14 protein-coding genes are annotated in these 17,891 nt (G+C 69.7%); all 14 read left to right on the top strand.

The features are described 5' to 3' along the window. The first annotated feature begins 2 nt into the window (after positions 1-2). A complete protein-coding gene (locus tag OG867_RS12775; protein ID WP_018101348.1) occupies positions 3-557 on the top strand; it encodes an NADH-quinone oxidoreductase subunit B family protein in 555 nt (184 codons plus the stop codon). Further along, on the top strand, positions 554-1,264 hold the full coding sequence (locus tag OG867_RS12770) for an NADH-quinone oxidoreductase subunit C (protein ID WP_328901682.1): 711 nt from the start codon (positions 554-556) through the stop codon (positions 1,262-1,264). Before OG867_RS12775 ends, OG867_RS12770 begins: the two co-directional genes overlap by 4 nt. Further along, a complete protein-coding gene (locus OG867_RS12765) occupies positions 1,264-2,586 on the top strand; it encodes an NADH-quinone oxidoreductase subunit D (protein WP_328901683.1) in 1,323 nt (440 codons plus the stop codon). The genes OG867_RS12770 and OG867_RS12765 overlap by 1 nt, the downstream gene beginning before the upstream one ends. A 29-nt stretch (positions 2,587-2,615) precedes the next feature. After that, positions 2,616-3,431 carry an NADH-quinone oxidoreductase subunit NuoE gene (gene nuoE / locus OG867_RS12760; RefSeq protein ID WP_406290925.1) on the top strand — a complete coding sequence of 272 codons (816 nt, stop codon included), beginning with the start codon at positions 2,616-2,618 and terminating at the stop codon, positions 3,429-3,431. Then, positions 3,431-4,795 (top strand): NADH-quinone oxidoreductase subunit NuoF, encoded by a 1,365-nt coding sequence (gene nuoF, locus OG867_RS12755; RefSeq protein WP_406285132.1) that lies wholly within the window; start codon positions 3,431-3,433, stop codon positions 4,793-4,795. The genes nuoE and nuoF overlap by 1 nt, the downstream gene beginning before the upstream one ends. Further along, a complete protein-coding gene (locus OG867_RS12750) occupies positions 4,792-7,299 on the top strand; it encodes an NADH-quinone oxidoreductase subunit G (RefSeq protein ID WP_406285129.1) in 2,508 nt (835 codons plus the stop codon). The genes nuoF and OG867_RS12750 overlap by 4 nt, the downstream gene beginning before the upstream one ends. Further along, a complete protein-coding gene (nuoH, locus tag OG867_RS12745; RefSeq protein ID WP_406285126.1) occupies positions 7,296-8,699 on the top strand; it encodes an NADH-quinone oxidoreductase subunit NuoH in 1,404 nt (467 codons plus the stop codon). The genes OG867_RS12750 and nuoH overlap by 4 nt, the downstream gene beginning before the upstream one ends. Next, complete coding sequence (gene nuoI / locus OG867_RS12740; protein ID WP_328901687.1) at positions 8,692-9,387, top strand: NADH-quinone oxidoreductase subunit NuoI; 696 nt, start codon at positions 8,692-8,694, stop codon at positions 9,385-9,387. The genes nuoH and nuoI overlap by 8 nt, the downstream gene beginning before the upstream one ends. Then, positions 9,384-10,211 carry an NADH-quinone oxidoreductase subunit J gene (locus OG867_RS12735; RefSeq protein WP_328901688.1) on the top strand — a complete coding sequence of 276 codons (828 nt, stop codon included), beginning with the start codon at positions 9,384-9,386 and terminating at the stop codon, positions 10,209-10,211. Before nuoI ends, OG867_RS12735 begins: the two co-directional genes overlap by 4 nt. Continuing rightward, a complete protein-coding gene (nuoK, locus tag OG867_RS12730; RefSeq protein WP_018101339.1) occupies positions 10,208-10,507 on the top strand; it encodes an NADH-quinone oxidoreductase subunit NuoK in 300 nt (99 codons plus the stop codon). The genes OG867_RS12735 and nuoK overlap by 4 nt, the downstream gene beginning before the upstream one ends. A 14-nt stretch (positions 10,508-10,521) precedes the next feature. Then, positions 10,522-12,417: an NADH-quinone oxidoreductase subunit L gene (nuoL, locus tag OG867_RS12725; RefSeq protein ID WP_328901689.1), complete on the top strand. Its 1,896-nt coding sequence runs from the start codon at positions 10,522-10,524 to the stop codon at positions 12,415-12,417. Between the two features lie 4 nt (positions 12,418-12,421). Beyond that, positions 12,422-13,993 (top strand): NADH-quinone oxidoreductase subunit M, encoded by a 1,572-nt coding sequence (locus OG867_RS12720; RefSeq protein WP_328901690.1) that lies wholly within the window; start codon positions 12,422-12,424, stop codon positions 13,991-13,993. After that, complete coding sequence (nuoN, locus tag OG867_RS12715) at positions 13,990-15,654, top strand: NADH-quinone oxidoreductase subunit NuoN (protein ID WP_406285121.1); 1,665 nt, start codon at positions 13,990-13,992, stop codon at positions 15,652-15,654. Before OG867_RS12720 ends, nuoN begins: the two co-directional genes overlap by 4 nt. Positions 15,655-15,794: 140 nt before the next feature. Then, positions 15,795-17,858, top strand: coding sequence for a DNA helicase RecQ (gene recQ, locus OG867_RS12710; RefSeq protein ID WP_406285119.1), 2,064 nt, complete (start codon positions 15,795-15,797; stop codon positions 17,856-17,858). The last annotated feature ends 33 nt before the right edge of the window (positions 17,859-17,891 follow it).

Genomic DNA, 17,891 nt, shown 5'->3' with positions numbered 1-17,891 from the left:
CCATGGGACTCGAAGAGAAGCTGCCGAGCGGCTTCGTTCTGACCACCGTCGAGCAGGCGGCCGGCTGGGTGCGGAAGTCCTCCGTCTTCCCGGCGACCTTCGGCCTCGCCTGTTGCGCCATCGAGATGATGACGACCGGGGCGGGCCGTTACGACCTGGCCCGGTTCGGCATGGAGGTCTTCCGCGGCTCGCCGCGGCAGGCGGACCTGATGATCGTGGCAGGGCGGGTGAGCCAGAAGATGGCGCCCGTCCTGCGGCAGGTCTACGACCAGATGCCGAACCCCAAGTGGGTCATCTCCATGGGGGTTTGCGCATCATCGGGCGGAATGTTCAACAATTACGCCATTGTTCAGGGTGTTGATCACATTGTCCCGGTTGATATCTATTTGCCGGGCTGCCCGCCGCGGCCCGAGATGCTGATGGACGCGATCCTCAAGCTGCACCAGAAGATCCAGGGCTCCAAGCTCGGGGTCAACGCCGAGGAAGCCGCCCGCGAGGCGGAGGAAGCGGCGCTCAACGCCCTGCCCCTCATCGAGATGAAGGGGCTCATGCGATGAGCGACGAGCACAACGGCTCCGCCGTTCCCGCCCCGCGCGACGAGCACGGCGAGGTCATCGGCGTACGGAAGGGCATGTTCGGCGCCGACAACGGCGGCGACACCTCCGGCTACGGCGGCCTCGTCCGTACCGTCGCCCTCCCCGGCGCCTCCTCCCGCCCCTACGGCGGCTGGTTCGACGAGGTCGCCGACGAGCTCGAAGGCGCCCTGGAGGAGCAGGACCTCCTTCCCGAGAACGCCATCGAGAAGACGGTGGTCGACCGGGACGAGCTCACCTTCCACATCGCCCGCGAACACCTGGTCACCGTCGCCAGGACCCTGCGCGACGACCCGGCGCTCCGCTTCGAGCTGTGCACCGGCGTCAGCGGCGTCCACTTCCCCGGCGACAAGGGCCGCGAGCTGCACGCGGTCTACCACCTGCGCTCGATCACCCACGGCCGACTGATCCGCGTCGAGGTCTCCACGCCGGACGACGACCGGCACCTGCCCTCGCTGGTCCCGGTCTACCCGACCAACGACTGGCACGAGCGCGAGGCGTACGACTTCTTCGGGCTCGTCTTCGACGGGCACCCCGCCCTGACCCGGATCATGATGCCGGACGACTGGCAGGGCTTCCCGCAGCGCAAGGACTACCCGCTCGGCGGCATCCCCGTCGAGTACAAGGGCGCCCAGATCCCGGCTCCGGACCAGCGGAGGTCGTACTCCTGATGACCACTCCCCATGCAACGCCCCGCGCCACCACCGAGGGGACTGTATATACGGTCACCGGCGGCGACTGGGACGAGATCGTAGAGAACGCCGCCGCGTCCGACGACGAGCGCATCATCGTCAACATGGGCCCGCAGCACCCGTCCACGCACGGCGTGCTCCGGCTCATCCTGGAGATCGACGGCGAGACCGTCACCGAGGCCCGCTGCGGCATCGGCTACCTCCACACCGGCATCGAGAAGAACCTCGAATACCGCAGCTGGACGCAGGGCACCACCTTCGTCACGCGCATGGACTACCTGACGCCGTTCTTCAACGAGACGGCCTACTGCCTGGGCGTCGAGAAGCTGCTCGGCATCGAGGACCAGATCCCCGACCGGGCCACCGTCCTGCGCGTGCTCCTGATGGAGCTCAACCGGCTCTCCTCGCACCTGGTGTGCATCGCCACCGGCGGCATGGAGCTCGGCGCCACCACGATCATGATCTACGGCTTCCGCGACCGGGAGCTGGTGCTCGACCTCTTCGAGCTGATCACCGGGCTCCGCATGAACCACGCGTTCATCCGCCCCGGCGGCCTCGCCCAGGACCTGCCCCCGGGCGCGGTCGACCAGCTGCGCGAGTTCGTGAAGACCATGAAGAAGAACCTGCCGGAGTACGACGCGCTCGCCACCGGCAACCCCATCTTCAAGGCCCGCATGCAGGACGTCGGCTATCTCGACCTCACCGGCTGCATGGCCCTCGGCGCCACCGGCCCGATCCTGCGCTCGGCGGGCCTCCCGCACGACCTGCGCAAGACCGACCCGTACTGCGGCTACGAGACCTACGACTTCGAGGTCCCCACCGCCGACAGCTGCGACGCCTACGGCCGCTTCCTCATCCGCCTGGAGGAGATGCGCCAGTCGCTGCGGATCATCGAGCAGTGCATCGACCGGCTCGAACCCGGACCGGTCATGGTCGCCGACAAGAAGATCGCCTGGCCCGCGCAGCTCGCGCTCGGCCCGGACGGCCTGGGCAACTCGCTGGACCACATCAAGAAGATCATGGGCACCTCCATGGAGGCCCTGATCCACCACTTCAAGCTGGTGACCGAGGGCTTCCGGGTCCCCGTCGGACAGGCGTACACCGCCGTCGAGTCCCCCAAGGGCGAACTCGGCGTGCACGTCGTCTCGGACGGCGGGACCCGCCCCTACCGGGTCCACTTCCGCGACCCGTCCTTCACCAACCTCCAGGCCATGGCGGCGATGTGCGAGGGCGGCCAGGTCGCCGACGTCATCGTCGCCGTCGCATCCATCGACCCCGTGATGGGAGGCGTCGACCGGTGACCGAAGCACGTCAGGAAGTCAGTCTGGGGATGCCGCAGCTCCCCGCCCCCGCCTACCCGGCCGAGGCGCGCGCCAGGCTCGAAGCGGATGCGAAGGAGGTGATCGCCCGCTACCCCGACAGCCGCTCCGCGCTGCTGCCGCTGCTGCACCTCGTGCAGTCCGAGGAGGGGTACGTCTCGCGTACGGGCATGGCCTTCTGCGCCGACATGCTCGACCTCACCACCGCCGAGGTCACCGCGGTCGCCACCTTCTACACGATGTACCGGCGCAAGCCGAGCGGCGACTACCAGGTCGGCGTCTGCACCAACACGCTCTGCGCGGTGATGGGCGGCGACGCGATCTTCGACCGGCTCAAGGAACACCTCGGCGTCGGCAACGACGAGACGACCGAGGACGGCAAGGTCACCCTCGAACACATCGAGTGCAACGCCGCCTGCGACTTCGCGCCCGTCGTGATGGTCAACTGGGAGTTCTTCGACAACCAGACGCCGGAGAGCGCGACCCAACTGGTCGACGACCTCATCGCGGGCCGCACCGTCGAGCCCACCCGCGGCGCGCCCCTGTGCACGTACAAGGACACCGCGCGCATCCTCGCCGGCTTCCCCGACGAGCGCCCCGGCGCCGTCGAGGCCACCGGCGGCGCAGGCCACGCCTCGCTCATCGGCCTCAAGCTGGCCAAGGGCGAGGCCGCACCGCAGGCCCGCGTCGTCAGCCCGCGCGGCGAGGCACCCACCGACCAGCCGCAGAAGGGCGCCGAGCACCTCAGCTCCCACGACGCGCCGCAGCAGACCTCGGCATCCGACCCGGACCACCCGGCAGGACCCGCAGCCGAGGAGGGGGAGTGATGACGTTGGCCACCGAGCTCGATCACAACGGGACCAGTCCCGAGAAGCTGCTCGCGCCCGTCCTGTCCGCCTTCTGGGACCAGCCGGAATCCTGGACCCTGGACACCTACCGCCGCCACGAGGGCTACGAGGGCCTGCGCAAGGCCCTCACCATGTCCCCGGACGACCTCATCGCGTACGTCAAGGACTCCGGTCTGCGCGGACGCGGCGGTGCCGGCTTCCCCACCGGCATGAAGTGGCAGTTCATCCCGCAGGGGGACGGCAAGCCTCACTATCTTGTTGTCAACGCCGACGAGTCGGAGCCGGGGACCTGCAAGGACATCCCGCTCCTCTTCGCCAACCCGCACAGCCTCATCGAGGGCATCGTGATCGCCTGCTACGCGATCCGGTCGTCGCACGCGTTCATCTACTTGCGCGGTGAGGTCGTCCCCGTACTGCGACGGTTGCACGAGGCCGTTCGAGAGGCGTACGAGGCGGGATATCTGGGGACGAACGTCCTGGGTTCAGGGCTCGATCTGGAACTCACGGTGCACGCGGGCGCCGGTGCGTACATCTGTGGTGAGGAAACCGCGCTGCTCGACTCTCTCGAAGGACGGCGGGGCCAGCCCCGGCTGCGGCCCCCCTTCCCTGCGGTCGCCGGTCTGTACGCCTGCCCCACTGTGGTGAACAACGTCGAGTCCATCGCCTCGGTTCCCGCGATCCTGAACAAGGGCAAGGACTGGTTCAAGTCCATGGGCAGCGAGAAGTCCCCGGGCTTCACGCTCTACTCGCTCAGCGGCCATGTCGCGGGCCCCGGCCAGTACGAGGCGCCGCTCGGCATCACGCTGCGCCAGCTCCTCGACATGAGCGGCGGCATGCGCCCCGGCCACCGCCTCAAGTTCTGGACCCCCGGCGGCTCCTCCACGCCGATGTTCACCGACGAACACCTCGACGTGCCCCTCGACTACGAGGGCGTCGGCGCGGCCGGGTCCATGCTCGGCACCAAGGCGCTCCAGTGCTTCGACGAGACGACCTGCGTGGTGCGGGCCGTCACCCGCTGGACCGAGTTCTACGCGCACGAGTCCTGCGGCAAGTGCACCCCCTGCCGCGAGGGCACCTACTGGCTCGTCCAGCTGCTCCGCGACATCGAGGCCGGTAAGGGCCGGATGTCCGACCTCGACAAGCTCAACGACATCGCCGACAACATCAACGGCAAGTCGTTCTGCGCCCTCGGCGACGGCGCCGCCTCGCCGATCTTCTCCTCGCTGAAGTACTTCCGCGAGGAGTACGAGCAGCACATCACCGGCAAGGGCTGCCCCTTCGATCCCGCCAAGTCGACCCTCTGGGCCGACGACAAGAACGCTCACCAGGGGGTGAACGCATGACAGTCACCACGAGTGCGCCCTCCGGGGGCGGCGAAGCGGCGATCCCGCCCGAGGACCTGGTCACGCTGACCATCGACGGCATCGAGATCAGCGTGCCCAAGGGCACCTTGGTCATCCGCGCCGCCGAACTCCTCGGCATCGAGATCCCCCGGTTCTGCGACCACCCCCTCCTCGACCCGGCCGGCGCCTGCCGCCAGTGCATCGTCGAGGTCGAGGGCCAGCGCAAGCCGATGGCGTCCTGCACCATCACCTGCACCGACGGCATGGTCGTCAAGTCGCAGATCACCTCGCCGGTCGCCGACAAGGCGCAGCGCGGTGTGATGGAGCTGCTGCTCATCAACCACCCGCTGGACTGCCCGGTCTGCGACAAGGGCGGCGAGTGCCCGCTCCAGAACCAGGCGATGTCGCACGGCGACTCCGACTCCCGCTTCGACGGCAAGAAGCGGACGTACGAGAAGCCCGTGCCGATCTCCACCCAGGTGCTGCTGGACCGTGAGCGCTGCGTGCTCTGCGCGCGCTGCACCCGGTTCTCCAACCAGGTCGCGGGCGACCCGATGATCGAGCTGATCGAGCGCGGCGCGCTCCAGCAGGTCGGCACCGGCGAGGGCGACCCGTTCCAGTCGTACTTCTCCGGGAACACCATCCAGATCTGCCCGGTCGGGGCCCTGACCTCGGCGGCGTACCGGTTCCGCTCCCGCCCCTTCGACCTGGTGTCGACGCCCTCCGTGTGCGAGCACTGCGCCGGCGGCTGCGCCACCCGCACCGACCACCGGCGCGGCAAGGTCATGCGCCGCCTCGCGGCCAACGAGCCCGAGGTCAACGAGGAGTGGCTCTGCGACAAGGGCCGTTTCGGCTTCCGTTACGCCCAGCAGCGCGACCGCCTCACCACCCCGCTCGTCCGGGGTGGCTCCGGCGAGCTGGAACCGGCGAGCTGGCCCGAGGCACTGGCGGCGGCGGCCGAGGGCCTGTCCGCCGCGCGCGGCCGGACCGGCGTCCTCACCGGCGGCCGGCTGACCGTCGAGGACGCGTACGCGTACAGCAAGTTCGCGCGGATCGCCCTGGACACCAACGACATCGACTTCCGGGCCCGGGTCCACAGCGACGAGGAGGCCGACTTCCTGGCCTCGCGCGTCGCCGGGCGCGGCAAGGACCTGGACGGCAGCGGTGTCACGTACACCTCGCTGGAGAAGGCGCCGACCGTGCTGCTGGTCGGGTTCGAGTCGGAGGAGGAGGCCCCCGGGGTCTTCCTGCGGCTGCGCAAGGCCCACCGCAAGCACGGCCAGCGCACCTTCTCCGTCGCCTCCCACGCCACCCGGGGCCTGGCGAAGGCCGGAGGCACGCTGCTTCCCGCCGCACCCGGCACCGAAACCGAGTGGCTGGACGCCATCGCGGGCGGCGTCGGCCTGGAGGGCGAGGGCGCCGCCGCGGCGGAGGCGCTGCGCGGTGAGGGCGCGCTGATCGTGGTCGGCGAGCGGCTGGCCGGGGTGCCCGGCGGGCTGACCGCCGCGGTCCGGGCCGCGACCGCGACCGGGGCCCGGCTGGTGTGGATCCCGCGCCGGGCGGGCGAACGCGGCGCGGTGGAGGCGGGCGCGCTCCCGTCGCTGCTGCCCGGCGGCCGCCCGGCCACCGACCCGCGCGCCCGGGACGAGGTCGCCGCCGCGTGGGGCGTCGCCGAACTCCCGTCCCGCTTCGGCCGCGACACCGGCCAGATCATCGAGGCCGCGGCCACCGGTGAGCTGGCCGCGCTGGTCGTCGCCGGCGTCGGGACCGAGGACCTGCCGGACCCGGCGCGTGCCCTGGAGGCCCTGGACCGGGTCGGTTTCCTGGTCTCCTTCGAGCTCCGCCCGAGCGAGGTCACCGACCGCGCCGACGTGGTGTTCCCGGTGGCCGCGGTCGCCGAGAAGTCCGGGACCTTCCTCAACTGGGAGGGCCGGGCGCGGATGTTCGAGGCCGCGCTGAAGCCCGACCAGATGACGCGGAACCTCGCCCCGGGCGATGCCCGCGTCCTGCACATGCTGGCCGACGCGATGGACCGCCACTTCGCGCTGCCGGACCTGAAGGCCGCCCGCCGCGAGCTGGACCGCCTCGGCGGCTGGCAGGGCGGGTACGCGGACGAGCCGCGGGTCTCCGCGCAGCCGCTGCCCCGGCCCGGTGACGGCGAGGCGATCCTGGCCGGCCACCGGATGCTGCTCGACCTGGGCCGCCTCCAGGAGGGGGACACCGCGCTCGCCGGGACCCGGCACGACACGGTGGCCCGGCTGTCGGCCGCCACGGCCGCGGAGACCGGGGTCAAGGACGGCGACCTGCTGGCGGTGTCCGGCCCGGCGGGCAGCGTAGAACTCCCGCTCCGGGTCACCGACATGCCGGACCGCGTGGTCTGGGTGCCGCTGAACTCGGCCGGGCGGGGCGTGCCGGCCATGACCGGGGCCCGCCCCGGCGGCCTGGTCCGGATCGGCCCCGCCGCTGCCGGTACTCCCGACGTCACACCGGAGGTGCGGGCGTGACCGCCTTCGCTCAACTGGCCGCGGCACCGCACCGTTCGGTGCTCGCCGCCGAGGACCTGTCGATGTTCGGCAACGACCCCTGGTGGCTCGTCGTCATCAAGGCCGTCTTCTGCTTCGCGTTCCTGATGGTGACCGTGCTCTTCTCCATCGTGTGGGAGCGCAAGGTCGTCGCCTGGATGCAGCTGCGCATCGGTCCCAACCGGCACGGCCCCTGGGGCATGCTCCAGTCGCTCGCCGACGGCATCAAGCTGATGCTGAAGGAAGACGTCATCGTCAAGCGGGCGGACAAGGTCGTCTACGTCCTCGCGCCGATCATCGCCGCCATCCCCGCCTTCATGGCCATCGCGGTGATCCCCTTCGGGCCCTCGGACAACGAGGTCTCGATCTTCGGGCACCGTACGGCGATGCAGCTCACCGACCTGCCGATCGCGATGCTGTACATCCTCGCGGTCGCCTCGGTCGGCATCTACGGCATCGTGCTGGCCGGCTGGTCGTCCGGATCGACGTACCCGCTGCTCGGCGGGCTCCGTTCCTGCGCGCAGATGATCTCGTACGAGATCGCGATGGGCGCCGCGTTCGCCTCGGTGTTCCTCTACTCCGGGTCGATGTCGACGTCGAAGATCGTGGAGGCGCAGCAGGACCGCTGGTTCATCATCCTGCTGCCGGTCTCCTTCATCATCTACATCGTCACGATGGTCGGCGAGACCAACCGCGCCCCCTTCGACATGCCGGAGTCCGAGGGCGACCTCGTCGGCGGCTTCAACACCGAGTACTCGTCCATCAAGTTCGCGATGTTCATGCTCGCCGAGTACGTCAACATGGTCACCGTCTCCGCCGTCTCCGCGACCCTGTTCCTGGGCGGCTGGCGGGCTCCGTGGCCGATCAGCACCTTCTGGGAGGGCGCGAACCACGGCTGGTGGCCGATGCTCTGGTTCGTCCTCAAGGTCCAGCTGCTGCTGTTCTTCTTCATCTGGCTGCGCGGCACGCTGCCCCGCGTCCGCTACGACCAGCTGATGAAGCTCGGCTGGAAGGTCCTGATCCCGGTCTCCGTCGTCTGGCTGATGCTGGTCGCGACGGTGCGGGCGCTGCGCAACGAGGGCTACGACTTCTCCAAGATCCTGCTCTATGTGGCCGGTGCCGTGATCGCGGTGCTGCTGATCTCCTTCGTCGCCGACATCTTCCGCGACAAGAAGGACAAGGCCGCCGCCGAACAGGCCGGACCCGAGCCGGCGTTCGACCCGATGGCAGGCGGATTCCCGGTGCCGCCGCTGCCCGGACAGACCCTGCCGCCCGTGCCCCGGCGCAGGCCGCGACGCGAGCGGGAGCTCGTTGTCAGTGGCGGGGTGGATACTCAGAGTGACGGAAATCCGAGTGACGGAAAGGAGGCCGACGGTGTCTGAACTGCCTGATTCGCCGGGGCCCAGGAAGCCGGCGAAATCCACCGGCCCGACGGGGTCGACGGCATCGCAGTCCTCCCAGTCCTCGGAGGACAAGTTCCACAACCCGGTGGCCGGCTTCGGCGTGACCTTCAAGGCCATGTTCAAGAAGCGGCTCACCGAGCAGTATCCGGAGACGCCGAAGGTGACGGCGCCCCGCTTCCACGGCCGCCACCAGCTCAACCGCCATCCGGACGGGCTGGAGAAGTGCGTCGGCTGCGAGCTGTGCGCCTGGGCCTGTCCCGCCGACGCGATCTACGTGGAGGGCGCGGACAACACCGAGGAGGAGCGCTACTCCCCGGGTGAGCGCTACGGCCGCGTCTACCAGATCAACTACGCGCGCTGCATCCTCTGCGGACTGTGCATCGAGGCGTGCCCCACCCGGGCGCTCACGATGACCAACGAGTTCGAGCTCGCCAACACCACCCGCGAGAGCCTCATCTACACCAAGGACGAGCTGCTCGCGGGCCTGGAGGAAGGCATGGTCGACAGCCCGCACGCGATCTTCCCCGGCACGGACGAACAGGACTACTACCGGGGCCTGGTCACCGAGGCCGCTCCCGGTACGGAGCGTCAGCTCGCCGTCTCCAAGGGCGAGAAGCCGTCCGACGAGGCGGAGAGCAACGGCGCTTCGCAGGAGGTGGACGCATGACCGGCCTGGCCGCAGCGGCCTCGCAGACCTCCAACGGCGAGGCGTTCCAGTTCTGGGTGCTCGGCACGGTGGCCGTGATCGGCGCCCTGTCCACGGTGCTCATGAAGAAGGCCGTGCACAGCGCGCTGAGCCTCGCCGGGACGATGATCATCCTCGCGGTGTTCTACCTCGCCAACGGCGCCTACTTCCTCGGCGTCGTCCAGATCGTCGTCTACACCGGCGCGATCATGATGCTGTTCCTCTTCGTGGTCATGCTCGTCGGCGTCACGGCGGCGGACTCGCTGAAGGAGACCATCAAGGGCCAGCGCTGGCTGGCCGCCGGCTGCGGCATCGGCTTCGGTGTCCTGCTGATCGCCGGTATCGGCAACGCCTCGCTGAAGAGCTTCAACGGCCTGGGCACCGCCAACACCGTGCACGGCGGAAACGTGGAGGGGCTCGCCAACCTCATCTTCACCAAGTACGTCTTCGCCTTCGAGATCACCGGCGCCCTGCTGATCACCGCGACCGTCGGCGCGATGGTGCTCACGCACCGCGAGCGCACCGAACGGGCCAAGAACCAGCGGGAGATGTCCGAGGACCGCGTGCGGAGCAACCACCTCCCGCCGCTGCCCGCCCCCGGCGTCTACGCCCGGCACAACGCGGTGGACATCGCGGGCCTGCTCCCCGACGGCACCCCGTCCGAGCTGACCGTCATGAACACGCTGCGCAAGCGCGGCCAGATGCGTGACGTGTCCCAGGAATCACTGGCCGGTCTCAAGGCACTGGAGCAGCGCTCCGGTGAGCGGCTGGGCCGGGACACCGAAGAAGAGGAGGTCGCCAAGTGAATCCGGTCAACTACCTCTATCTCGCCGCCCTGCTGTTCACCATCGGCGCGGCCGGGGTCCTGATCCGGCGGAACGCGATCGTGGTGTTCATGTGCGTCGAGCTGATGCTCAACGCCTGCAACCTCGCGTTCGTGACCTTCTCCCGGATGCACGGCAACCTCGACGGCCAGATCATCGCCTTCTTCACGATGGTCGTCGCCGCCGCGGAGGTCGTGGTCGGGCTCGCGATCATCGTGTCGCTGTTCCGATCCCGCCACTCGGCCTCGGTCGATGACGCCAGCCTGATGAAGCTGTAAGGGGCGTTTGCACTGTGGAGAACCTGATTGCGCTGCTCGTCGCGGCGCCCCTGCTCGGAGCGGCGGTGCTGCTGTGCGGCGGCCGCCGCCTCGACCGCGCCGGGCACTGGCTCGGCACCCTGCTCGCCGCCGCCTCGTTCGTCGTGGCCGTGGTGCTCTTCACCGACATGCTGGGGAAGGGCGCCGAGGACCGGGCGCTGCACCAGAAGCTGTTCAGCTGGATTCCGGTCGAGGGCTTCCAGGCCGATGTGGCCTTCCAGCTCGACCAGCTGTCGATGACCTTCGTCCTGCTGATCACCGGTGTGGGCACGCTGATCCACATCTACTCGATCGGCTACATGGAGCACGACGAGCGCCGGCGCCGCTTCTTCGGCTATCTGAACCTGTTCCTGGCGGCGATGCTGATCCTGGTCATCGCCGACAACTACCTGCTGCTGTACGTCGGCTGGGAGGGCGTCGGCCTCGCCTCGTACCTGCTCATCGGCTTCTGGCAGCACAAGCCCAGCGCGGCGACCGCCGCGAAGAAGGCGTTCCTGGTCAACCGCGTCGGCGACATGGGCCTGTCGATCGCGATCATGCTGATGTTCACCACCTTCGGCACGTTCGCGTACGGCCCCGTCCTGGAGGCGACCGGCGAGACCAGCGAGGGCAAGCTGACGGCGATCGGCCTGATGCTGTTGCTCGCCGCCTGCGGCAAGTCCGCCCAGGTGCCGCTGCAGTCCTGGCTCGGCGACGCGATGGAGGGCCCGACCCCGGTCTCCGCCCTCATCCACGCCGCGACCATGGTCACCGCCGGTGTCTACCTGATCGTCCGCTCCGGCGCGATCTTCAACGCCGCCCCGGACGCCCAGCTGGTCGTCGTGGTGGTCGGCGCGGTCACGCTGCTGTTCGGTGCGATCGTCGGTTGCGCGAAGGACGACATCAAGAAGGCCCTCGCCGGCTCCACGATGTCGCAGATCGGCTACATGATCCTGGCCGCCGGGCTCGGCCCCATCGGCTACGTCTTCGCGATCATGCACCTGGTGACGCACGGCTTCTTCAAGGCCGGGCTCTTCCTCGGCGCCGGTTCGGTCATGCACGGCATGAACGACGAGGTGGACATGCGGAAGTTCGGCGGCCTGCGGAAGTACATGCCGGTCACCTTCATCACCTTCGGCCTCGGCTATCTCGCGATCATCGGCTTCCCCGGCCTCTCCGGCTTCTTCTCCAAGGACAAGATCATCGAGGCGGCGTTCGCCAAGGGCGGCACGGAGGGCTGGATCCTCGGAGCGGTCACCCTGCTGGGCGCCGCGATCACCGCGTTCTACATGACACGCGTGATGATCATGACGTTCTTCGGTGAGAAGCGGTGGCAGCCGGACGCTGAGGGCCACGAGCCGCATCCGCACGAGTCCCCGAAGTCCATGACGATCCCGATGATCGTGCTGGCCTTCGGCTCGGTCTTCGCCGGTGGCTTCTTCTCGATCGGCGACCGTTTCCTGCACTGGCTGGAGCCGGTCACCGGTCATGACCACGGCGACGCCCCGATCGGCGCGTCGACCGTCACCGCGGCGACCATGGTGGTGCTCGTCATCGGTGTCGCCATCGCCTGGGTGATGTACGGCCGCAAGCCGGTGCCGGTGACCGCCCCGCGCGGCTCGCTGCTCACCCGCGCCGCGCGCCGCGATCTCCTCCAGGACGACTTCAACCACGTGGTCCTGGTCCGGGGCGGCGAGCACCTGACCCGCTCCCTGGTCTACGTGGACCACACCCTGGTCGACGGCGTCGTCAACGGCACGGCCGCGTCCATGGGCGGGCTCTCCGGTCGGCTGCGCAAGCTGCAGAACGGCTACGCCCGCTCCTACGCGGTCTCGATGTTCGGCGGTACGGCGGTTCTCATCGCCGCGACCCTGCTGATGAGGGCGGTCTGATCACATGTCCTTTCCCCTCCTGACAGCGACGGCGGCGCTTCCGGCGATCGGCGCGGTGGCCACCGCCGCCGTCCCGGCCGCCCGGCGCACCGCCGCCAAATGGCTGGCGCTGCTCTTCTCGCTGGCCACGCTCGTCCTGGCGGGCATCGCGCTCGCCCGCTTCGAGCCCGGCGGTGACCGCTTCCAGCTCACCGAATCGCACGCCTGGATCAAGGACTTCGGCGTCCGCTACGAGCTGGGCGTCGACGGCATCGGGGTGGCGCTCATGGCGCTCACCGCCCTGCTGATCCCGTTCGTCATCCTGGCCGGCTGGAACGACGCCGATCCCCTGGAGACGAACTCCTCGCGCTGGCGTCCCACTCAGGGCTTCTTCGCCCTGATCCTGATGGTCGAGGCGATGGTGATCCTCTCCTTCGAGGCCACCGACGTCTTCCTCTTCTACATCCTGTTCGAAGCCATGCTCATCCCGATGTACTTCCTCATCGGCGGCTTCGGGGACCGGGCGCACACCGGCAGCGACGAGAACGCGGCGGCGCAGCGCTCGTACGCGGCGGTGAAGTTCCTCCTCTACAACCTGGTCGGCGGCCTCATCATGCTGGCCGCGGTGATCGGCCTGTACGTGGTCGCGGGCTCGTTCTCGCTCTCCGAGATCGCCGAGGCCCGGGCCAACGGCACGTTCTCCATGGCGACCGGCACGGAGCGGTGGCTGTTCCTCGGCTTCTTCTTCGCCTTCGCGGTGAAGGCCCCGCTGTGGCCGCTGCACACCTGGCTGCCCAACGCCATGGGTGAGGCGACCGCCCCGGTCGCCGTGCTGATCACCGCCGTGGTCGACAAGGTCGGCACGTTCGCGATGCTCCGCTTCTGCCTCCAGCTCTTTCCGGAGGCCAGCAAGTGGGCGACTCCGGTGATCCTGGTCCTGGCGCTGATCAGCATCGTGTACGGAGCACTGCTCGCGGTCGGCCAGCGCGACATCAAGCGGCTGATCGCCTACGCGTCCATCTCGCACTTCGGCTTCATCATCCTGGGCATCTTCGCGATGACCAGCCAAGGCCAGTCGGGTGCGACGCTGTACATGGTCAACCACGGCATCTCGACGGCCGCGCTGATGCTGGTCGCGGGCTTCCTGATCAGCCGGCGCGGCTCGCGCCTCATCGCCGACTACGGGGGGGTGCAGAAGGTGGCGCCGGTCCTGGCCGGCACCTTCCTGATCGGCGGTCTGGCCACGCTGTCGCTGCCGGGGCTCGCCCCGTTCGTCAGTGAGTTCCTGGTCCTGGTCGGCGCGTTCGCCGCGTATCCGGCGGCCGGCATCATCGCCACCACCGGCATCGTGCTCGCCGCGATCTACGTCCTGGTCCTCTACCAGCGCACCATGACCGGCCCGGTCAAGGCCGAGGTGCAGGGCATGGCGGACCTCAAGGCCCGTGAGCTCGTGGTGGTCGTCCCGCTGATCGCGCTGCTGCTCTTCCTGGGTGTCTACCCGAAGCCGCTGACGGACATCGTCAACCCGGCGGTGCAACACACCATGTCGGACGTACAGAAGAAGGACCCCCAGCCCGAGGTGGAGGCCGCCAAGTGAGCGCAACAGCTGTCCACAGCCTGTGGACGACGGCGGCCGGGGTGACCTCCGCCGCACCGGACGAGAAGTTCACGGCCCCGGTCATCGAGTACACCCAGCTGACCCCGGTCCTGATCGTGATCGGCGTCGCCGTGATCGGCGTCCTGGTCGAGGCATTCGTGCCGCGCCGGGCCCGGTACCACACCCAGGTCCTCCTGACCGTCGTCGCGCTGGTCGCCGCGTTCGCCGCGGTCGTCGGCCTCGCGGCCGGCGGTTACGGGACGACCAAGGCGCACATCGCCGCGATGGGCGCCATCGCGGTCGACGGACCGGCCCTGTTCCTCCAGGGCGTCATCCTGCTGACGTCCCTGGTCGCGGTCTTCACGTTCGCCGAACGGCGGCTCGACCCCGAGTCCCACGGGAACAGGGTCGACTCCTTCGCGGCGCAGGCCGCGTCGGTGCCCGGCAGCGACAGCGAGAAGGCCGCGGTCAAGGCCGGGTTCACCACCACCGAGGTGTTCCCGCTCGTCCTCTTCTCGGTGGCCGGGATGCTCGTCTTCCCGGCGGCCAACGACCTGCTGACGCTGTTCGTGGCCCTGGAGGTCTTCTCCCTCCCGCTGTACCTCCTGTGCGCCGTCGCCCGCCGCAAGCGGCTGATGTCGCAGGAGTCGGCCGTGAAGTACTTCCTGCTCGGCGCGTTCTCCTCGGCGTTCCTGCTGTTCGGGATCGCGCTCCTCTACGGATACGCGGGCTCCGTCTCGTACGCCCGGATCGCGACCGTGGTCGACGGCTCGATCCAGAAGATCGACCCGGCGCTCGCCGACACCATGGGCAACGACGCGCTGCTGCTCATCGGCGGCGCGATGATCCTGACCGGCCTGCTCTTCAAGGTCGGCGCCGTCCCGTTCCACATGTGGACCCCGGACGTCTACCAGGGCGCCCCGACCCCGGTCACCGGCTTCATGGCCGCCGCCACCAAGGTCGCCGCGTTCGGCGCGCTGCTGCGCCTGCTGTACGTGGTGCTGCCCGGGCTCACCTGGGACCTGCGGCCGGTCATGTGGGGCGTCGCGATCGTCACGATGGTGGGCGGCGCGGTCGTCGCGATCACGCAGACCGACATCAAGCGGCTGCTGGCCTACTCCTCGATCGCGCACGCCGGATTCATCCTGGCCGGTGTGATCGCGGCCACCCCCGAAGGCATCTCGTCCGTCCTCTTCTACCTCGGCACGTACTCCTTCGTGACGGTCGGCGCCTTCGCCGTCGTCACACTGGTGCGGGACGCGGGCGGCGAGGCGACGCACCTGTCGAAGTGGGCCGGACTCGGCCGGCGCTCGCCGCTGGTCGCCGCGGTCTTCGCGGTGTTCCTGCTGGCCTTCGCCGGTATCCCGCTGACCTCGGGCTTCTCCGGGAAGTTCGCGGTGTTCAAGGCGGCGGCGGACGGCGGCGCGGGCGGCCTGGTCGTGGTCGGTGTGATCTCCTCGGCGATCGCCGCGTTCTTCTACATCCGGGTCATCGTGCTGATGTTCTTCAGCGAGCCGAAGGCGGACGGCCCCACGGTCGCCGTCCCGTCCCCGCTGACGATGACCACCATCGCGTTCGGCGTGGCCGTGACCGTGGTCCTGGGCGTGGCCCCGCAGTACTTCCTGGACCTGGCGGGCCAGGCGGGGACGTTCGTGAGGTAGCCGGAAACGGCCGTACGACCACGCCGGACGGGCTTGGCCTTCCCTCGGGAAGTCAAGCCCGTCCGGCGTTGTCACAGGCGGCGCCTATCGTGGCAGGGGAGCGCTGGGACGCAGCGGGACCGGTATCGGGGGACAGAGCGATGAGCGGGACGGGCGTGACGGGCATGACCACGGATGTGAGCACGGGCGGAGCCGCCGCCACGGCCGAGAGCGAGGCGCGGCGCACCCTGCACCGCGTCTTCGGTTACGACGCGTTCCGCGGCGAGCAGGAGGCGATCGTCGACCATGTGGTGGCCGGCGGGGACTCCGTCGTGCTCATGCCCACCGGTGGCGGCAAGTCCCTCTGCTACCAGATCCCAGCCCTGGTCCGGCGGGGCACCGGCGTCGTGATCTCCCCGCTGATCGCCCTCATGCAGGACCAGGTCGACGCGCTCCGGGCGCTCGGCGTGCGGGCCGGCTTCATCAACTCCACGCAGGACTTCGACGAGCGCCGCTCGATGGAGGCGCAGTTCGTCGCGGGCGAGCTGGACCTGCTGTATCTGGCCCCGGAGCGGCTGCGGCTGGACACCACACTGGCGCTGCTGGCCCGGGGCGAGGTCTCCGTCTTCGCCATCGACGAGGCGCACTGCGTCGCCCAGTGGGGCCACGACTTCCGCCCCGACTACCTCGCCCTGTCCGTGCTCGGCGAGCGCTGGCCGGACGTGCCGCGCATCGCCCTGACGGCCACGGCGACGGACGCCACGCACCGCGAGATCACCCAGCGGCTCGGCATGCCCGACGCCAAGCACTTCGTCGCCAGCTTCGACCGGCCCAACATCCAGTACCGGATCGTGGGCAAGGCCGATCCGAAGAAGCAGCTGCTCGCCTTCCTCAAGGAGGAGCACCCCGGGGACGCGGGCATCATCTACTGCCTCTCCCGCGCGTCGACGGAGAAGACCGCCGAATTCCTCTGCCGCAACGGCATCGAGGCCGTCCCGTACCACGCGGGGCTCGACGCCGGGACGCGCGCGGCCCACCAGTCCCGCTTCCTGCGCGAGGAGGGCCTGGTCGTCGTCGCGACGATCGCCTTCGGCATGGGCATCGACAAGCCGGACGTCCGCTTCGTCGCCCACCTGGACCTCCCGAAGTCCGTCGAGGGCTACTACCAGGAGACCGGCCGGGCCGGCCGCGACGGCGCCCCGTCCACGGCGTGGATGGCGTACGGCCTCCAGGACGTCGTCCAGCAGCGCAAGCTCATCCAGGGCGGCGAGGGCGACGAGGCGTTCCGCCGCCGGGCCGCCTCGCACCTGGACTCGATGCTCGCCCTGTGCGAGACGGCCCAGTGCCGCCGCGCCCAGCTCCTCACGTACTTCGGCCAGGAGCCCACGGCCACCTCCTGCGGCAACTGCGACACCTGCCTCACCCCGCCGGAGACCTGGGACGGCACGGTGTCCGCCCAGAAGCTGCTGTCCACGGTGGTACGGCTGAAGCGGGAGCGCGGCCAGAAGTTCGGCGCGGGCCAGATCATCGACATCCTGCTCGGCCGCCGCACGGCCAAGGTCATCCAGTTCGACCACGACCAGCTGTCGGTCTTCGGCCTCGGCGAGGACCTGGCCGAGGCGGAGTGGCGCGGCGTGGTCCGCCAGCTCCTGGCCCAGGGCCTGATCGCCGTCGAGGGCGAGTACGGCACGCTGGTCCTCACAGAGGCGAGCGGCGCGGTCCTCAACCGGGAGCGCGAGGTCCAGCTCCGCAAGGAGCCGAAGAAGCCGACGGCCTCCCGCTCCTCGTCCGGCCGGGGCGAGCGCAAACCCAAGGCGGCCGCCGCCGACCTCCCCGAGACGGCCGTCCCCGTCTTCGAGGCCCTGCGCGCCTGGCGAGCCGCCCAGGCCAAGGAACTGAGCCTCCCGGCGTACGTGATCTTCCACGACGCCACCCTCCGCGAGATCGCCACGGTCCACCCGACGACCCTGGACGAGCTGGGCGGCATCAGCGGCCTGGGCGAGAAGAAGCTGGCGACGTACGGGGAGGGGGTCCTGGAGGTCCTGTCCGGCCTCGACACGGCCGAGGCCCCGGAGCCCCCGGCGCAGCCAACCCCGGCCCCGGCCGACCCGTCCCCGGCCCCCGCCCGGAAGCCCGCCCCGGCACCGGCCGCCCGCCCCGCCCAGTCGGCTGCCCACGACGACGCCGAGTTCGGCTGGGACGAGGAGCCCCCGGAGTACGAGTGAGAGGCCCCGGGGCCTGACGGACGGTCCGCCCGG

Source organism: Streptomyces sp. NBC_00209 (assembly GCF_045206345.1).
Lineage (GTDB): Bacteria > Actinomycetota > Actinomycetes > Streptomycetales > Streptomycetaceae > Streptomyces.
Note: the sequence above shows the minus strand (reverse complement) of the source record. Positions and strands in the feature narration are given on the sequence as shown.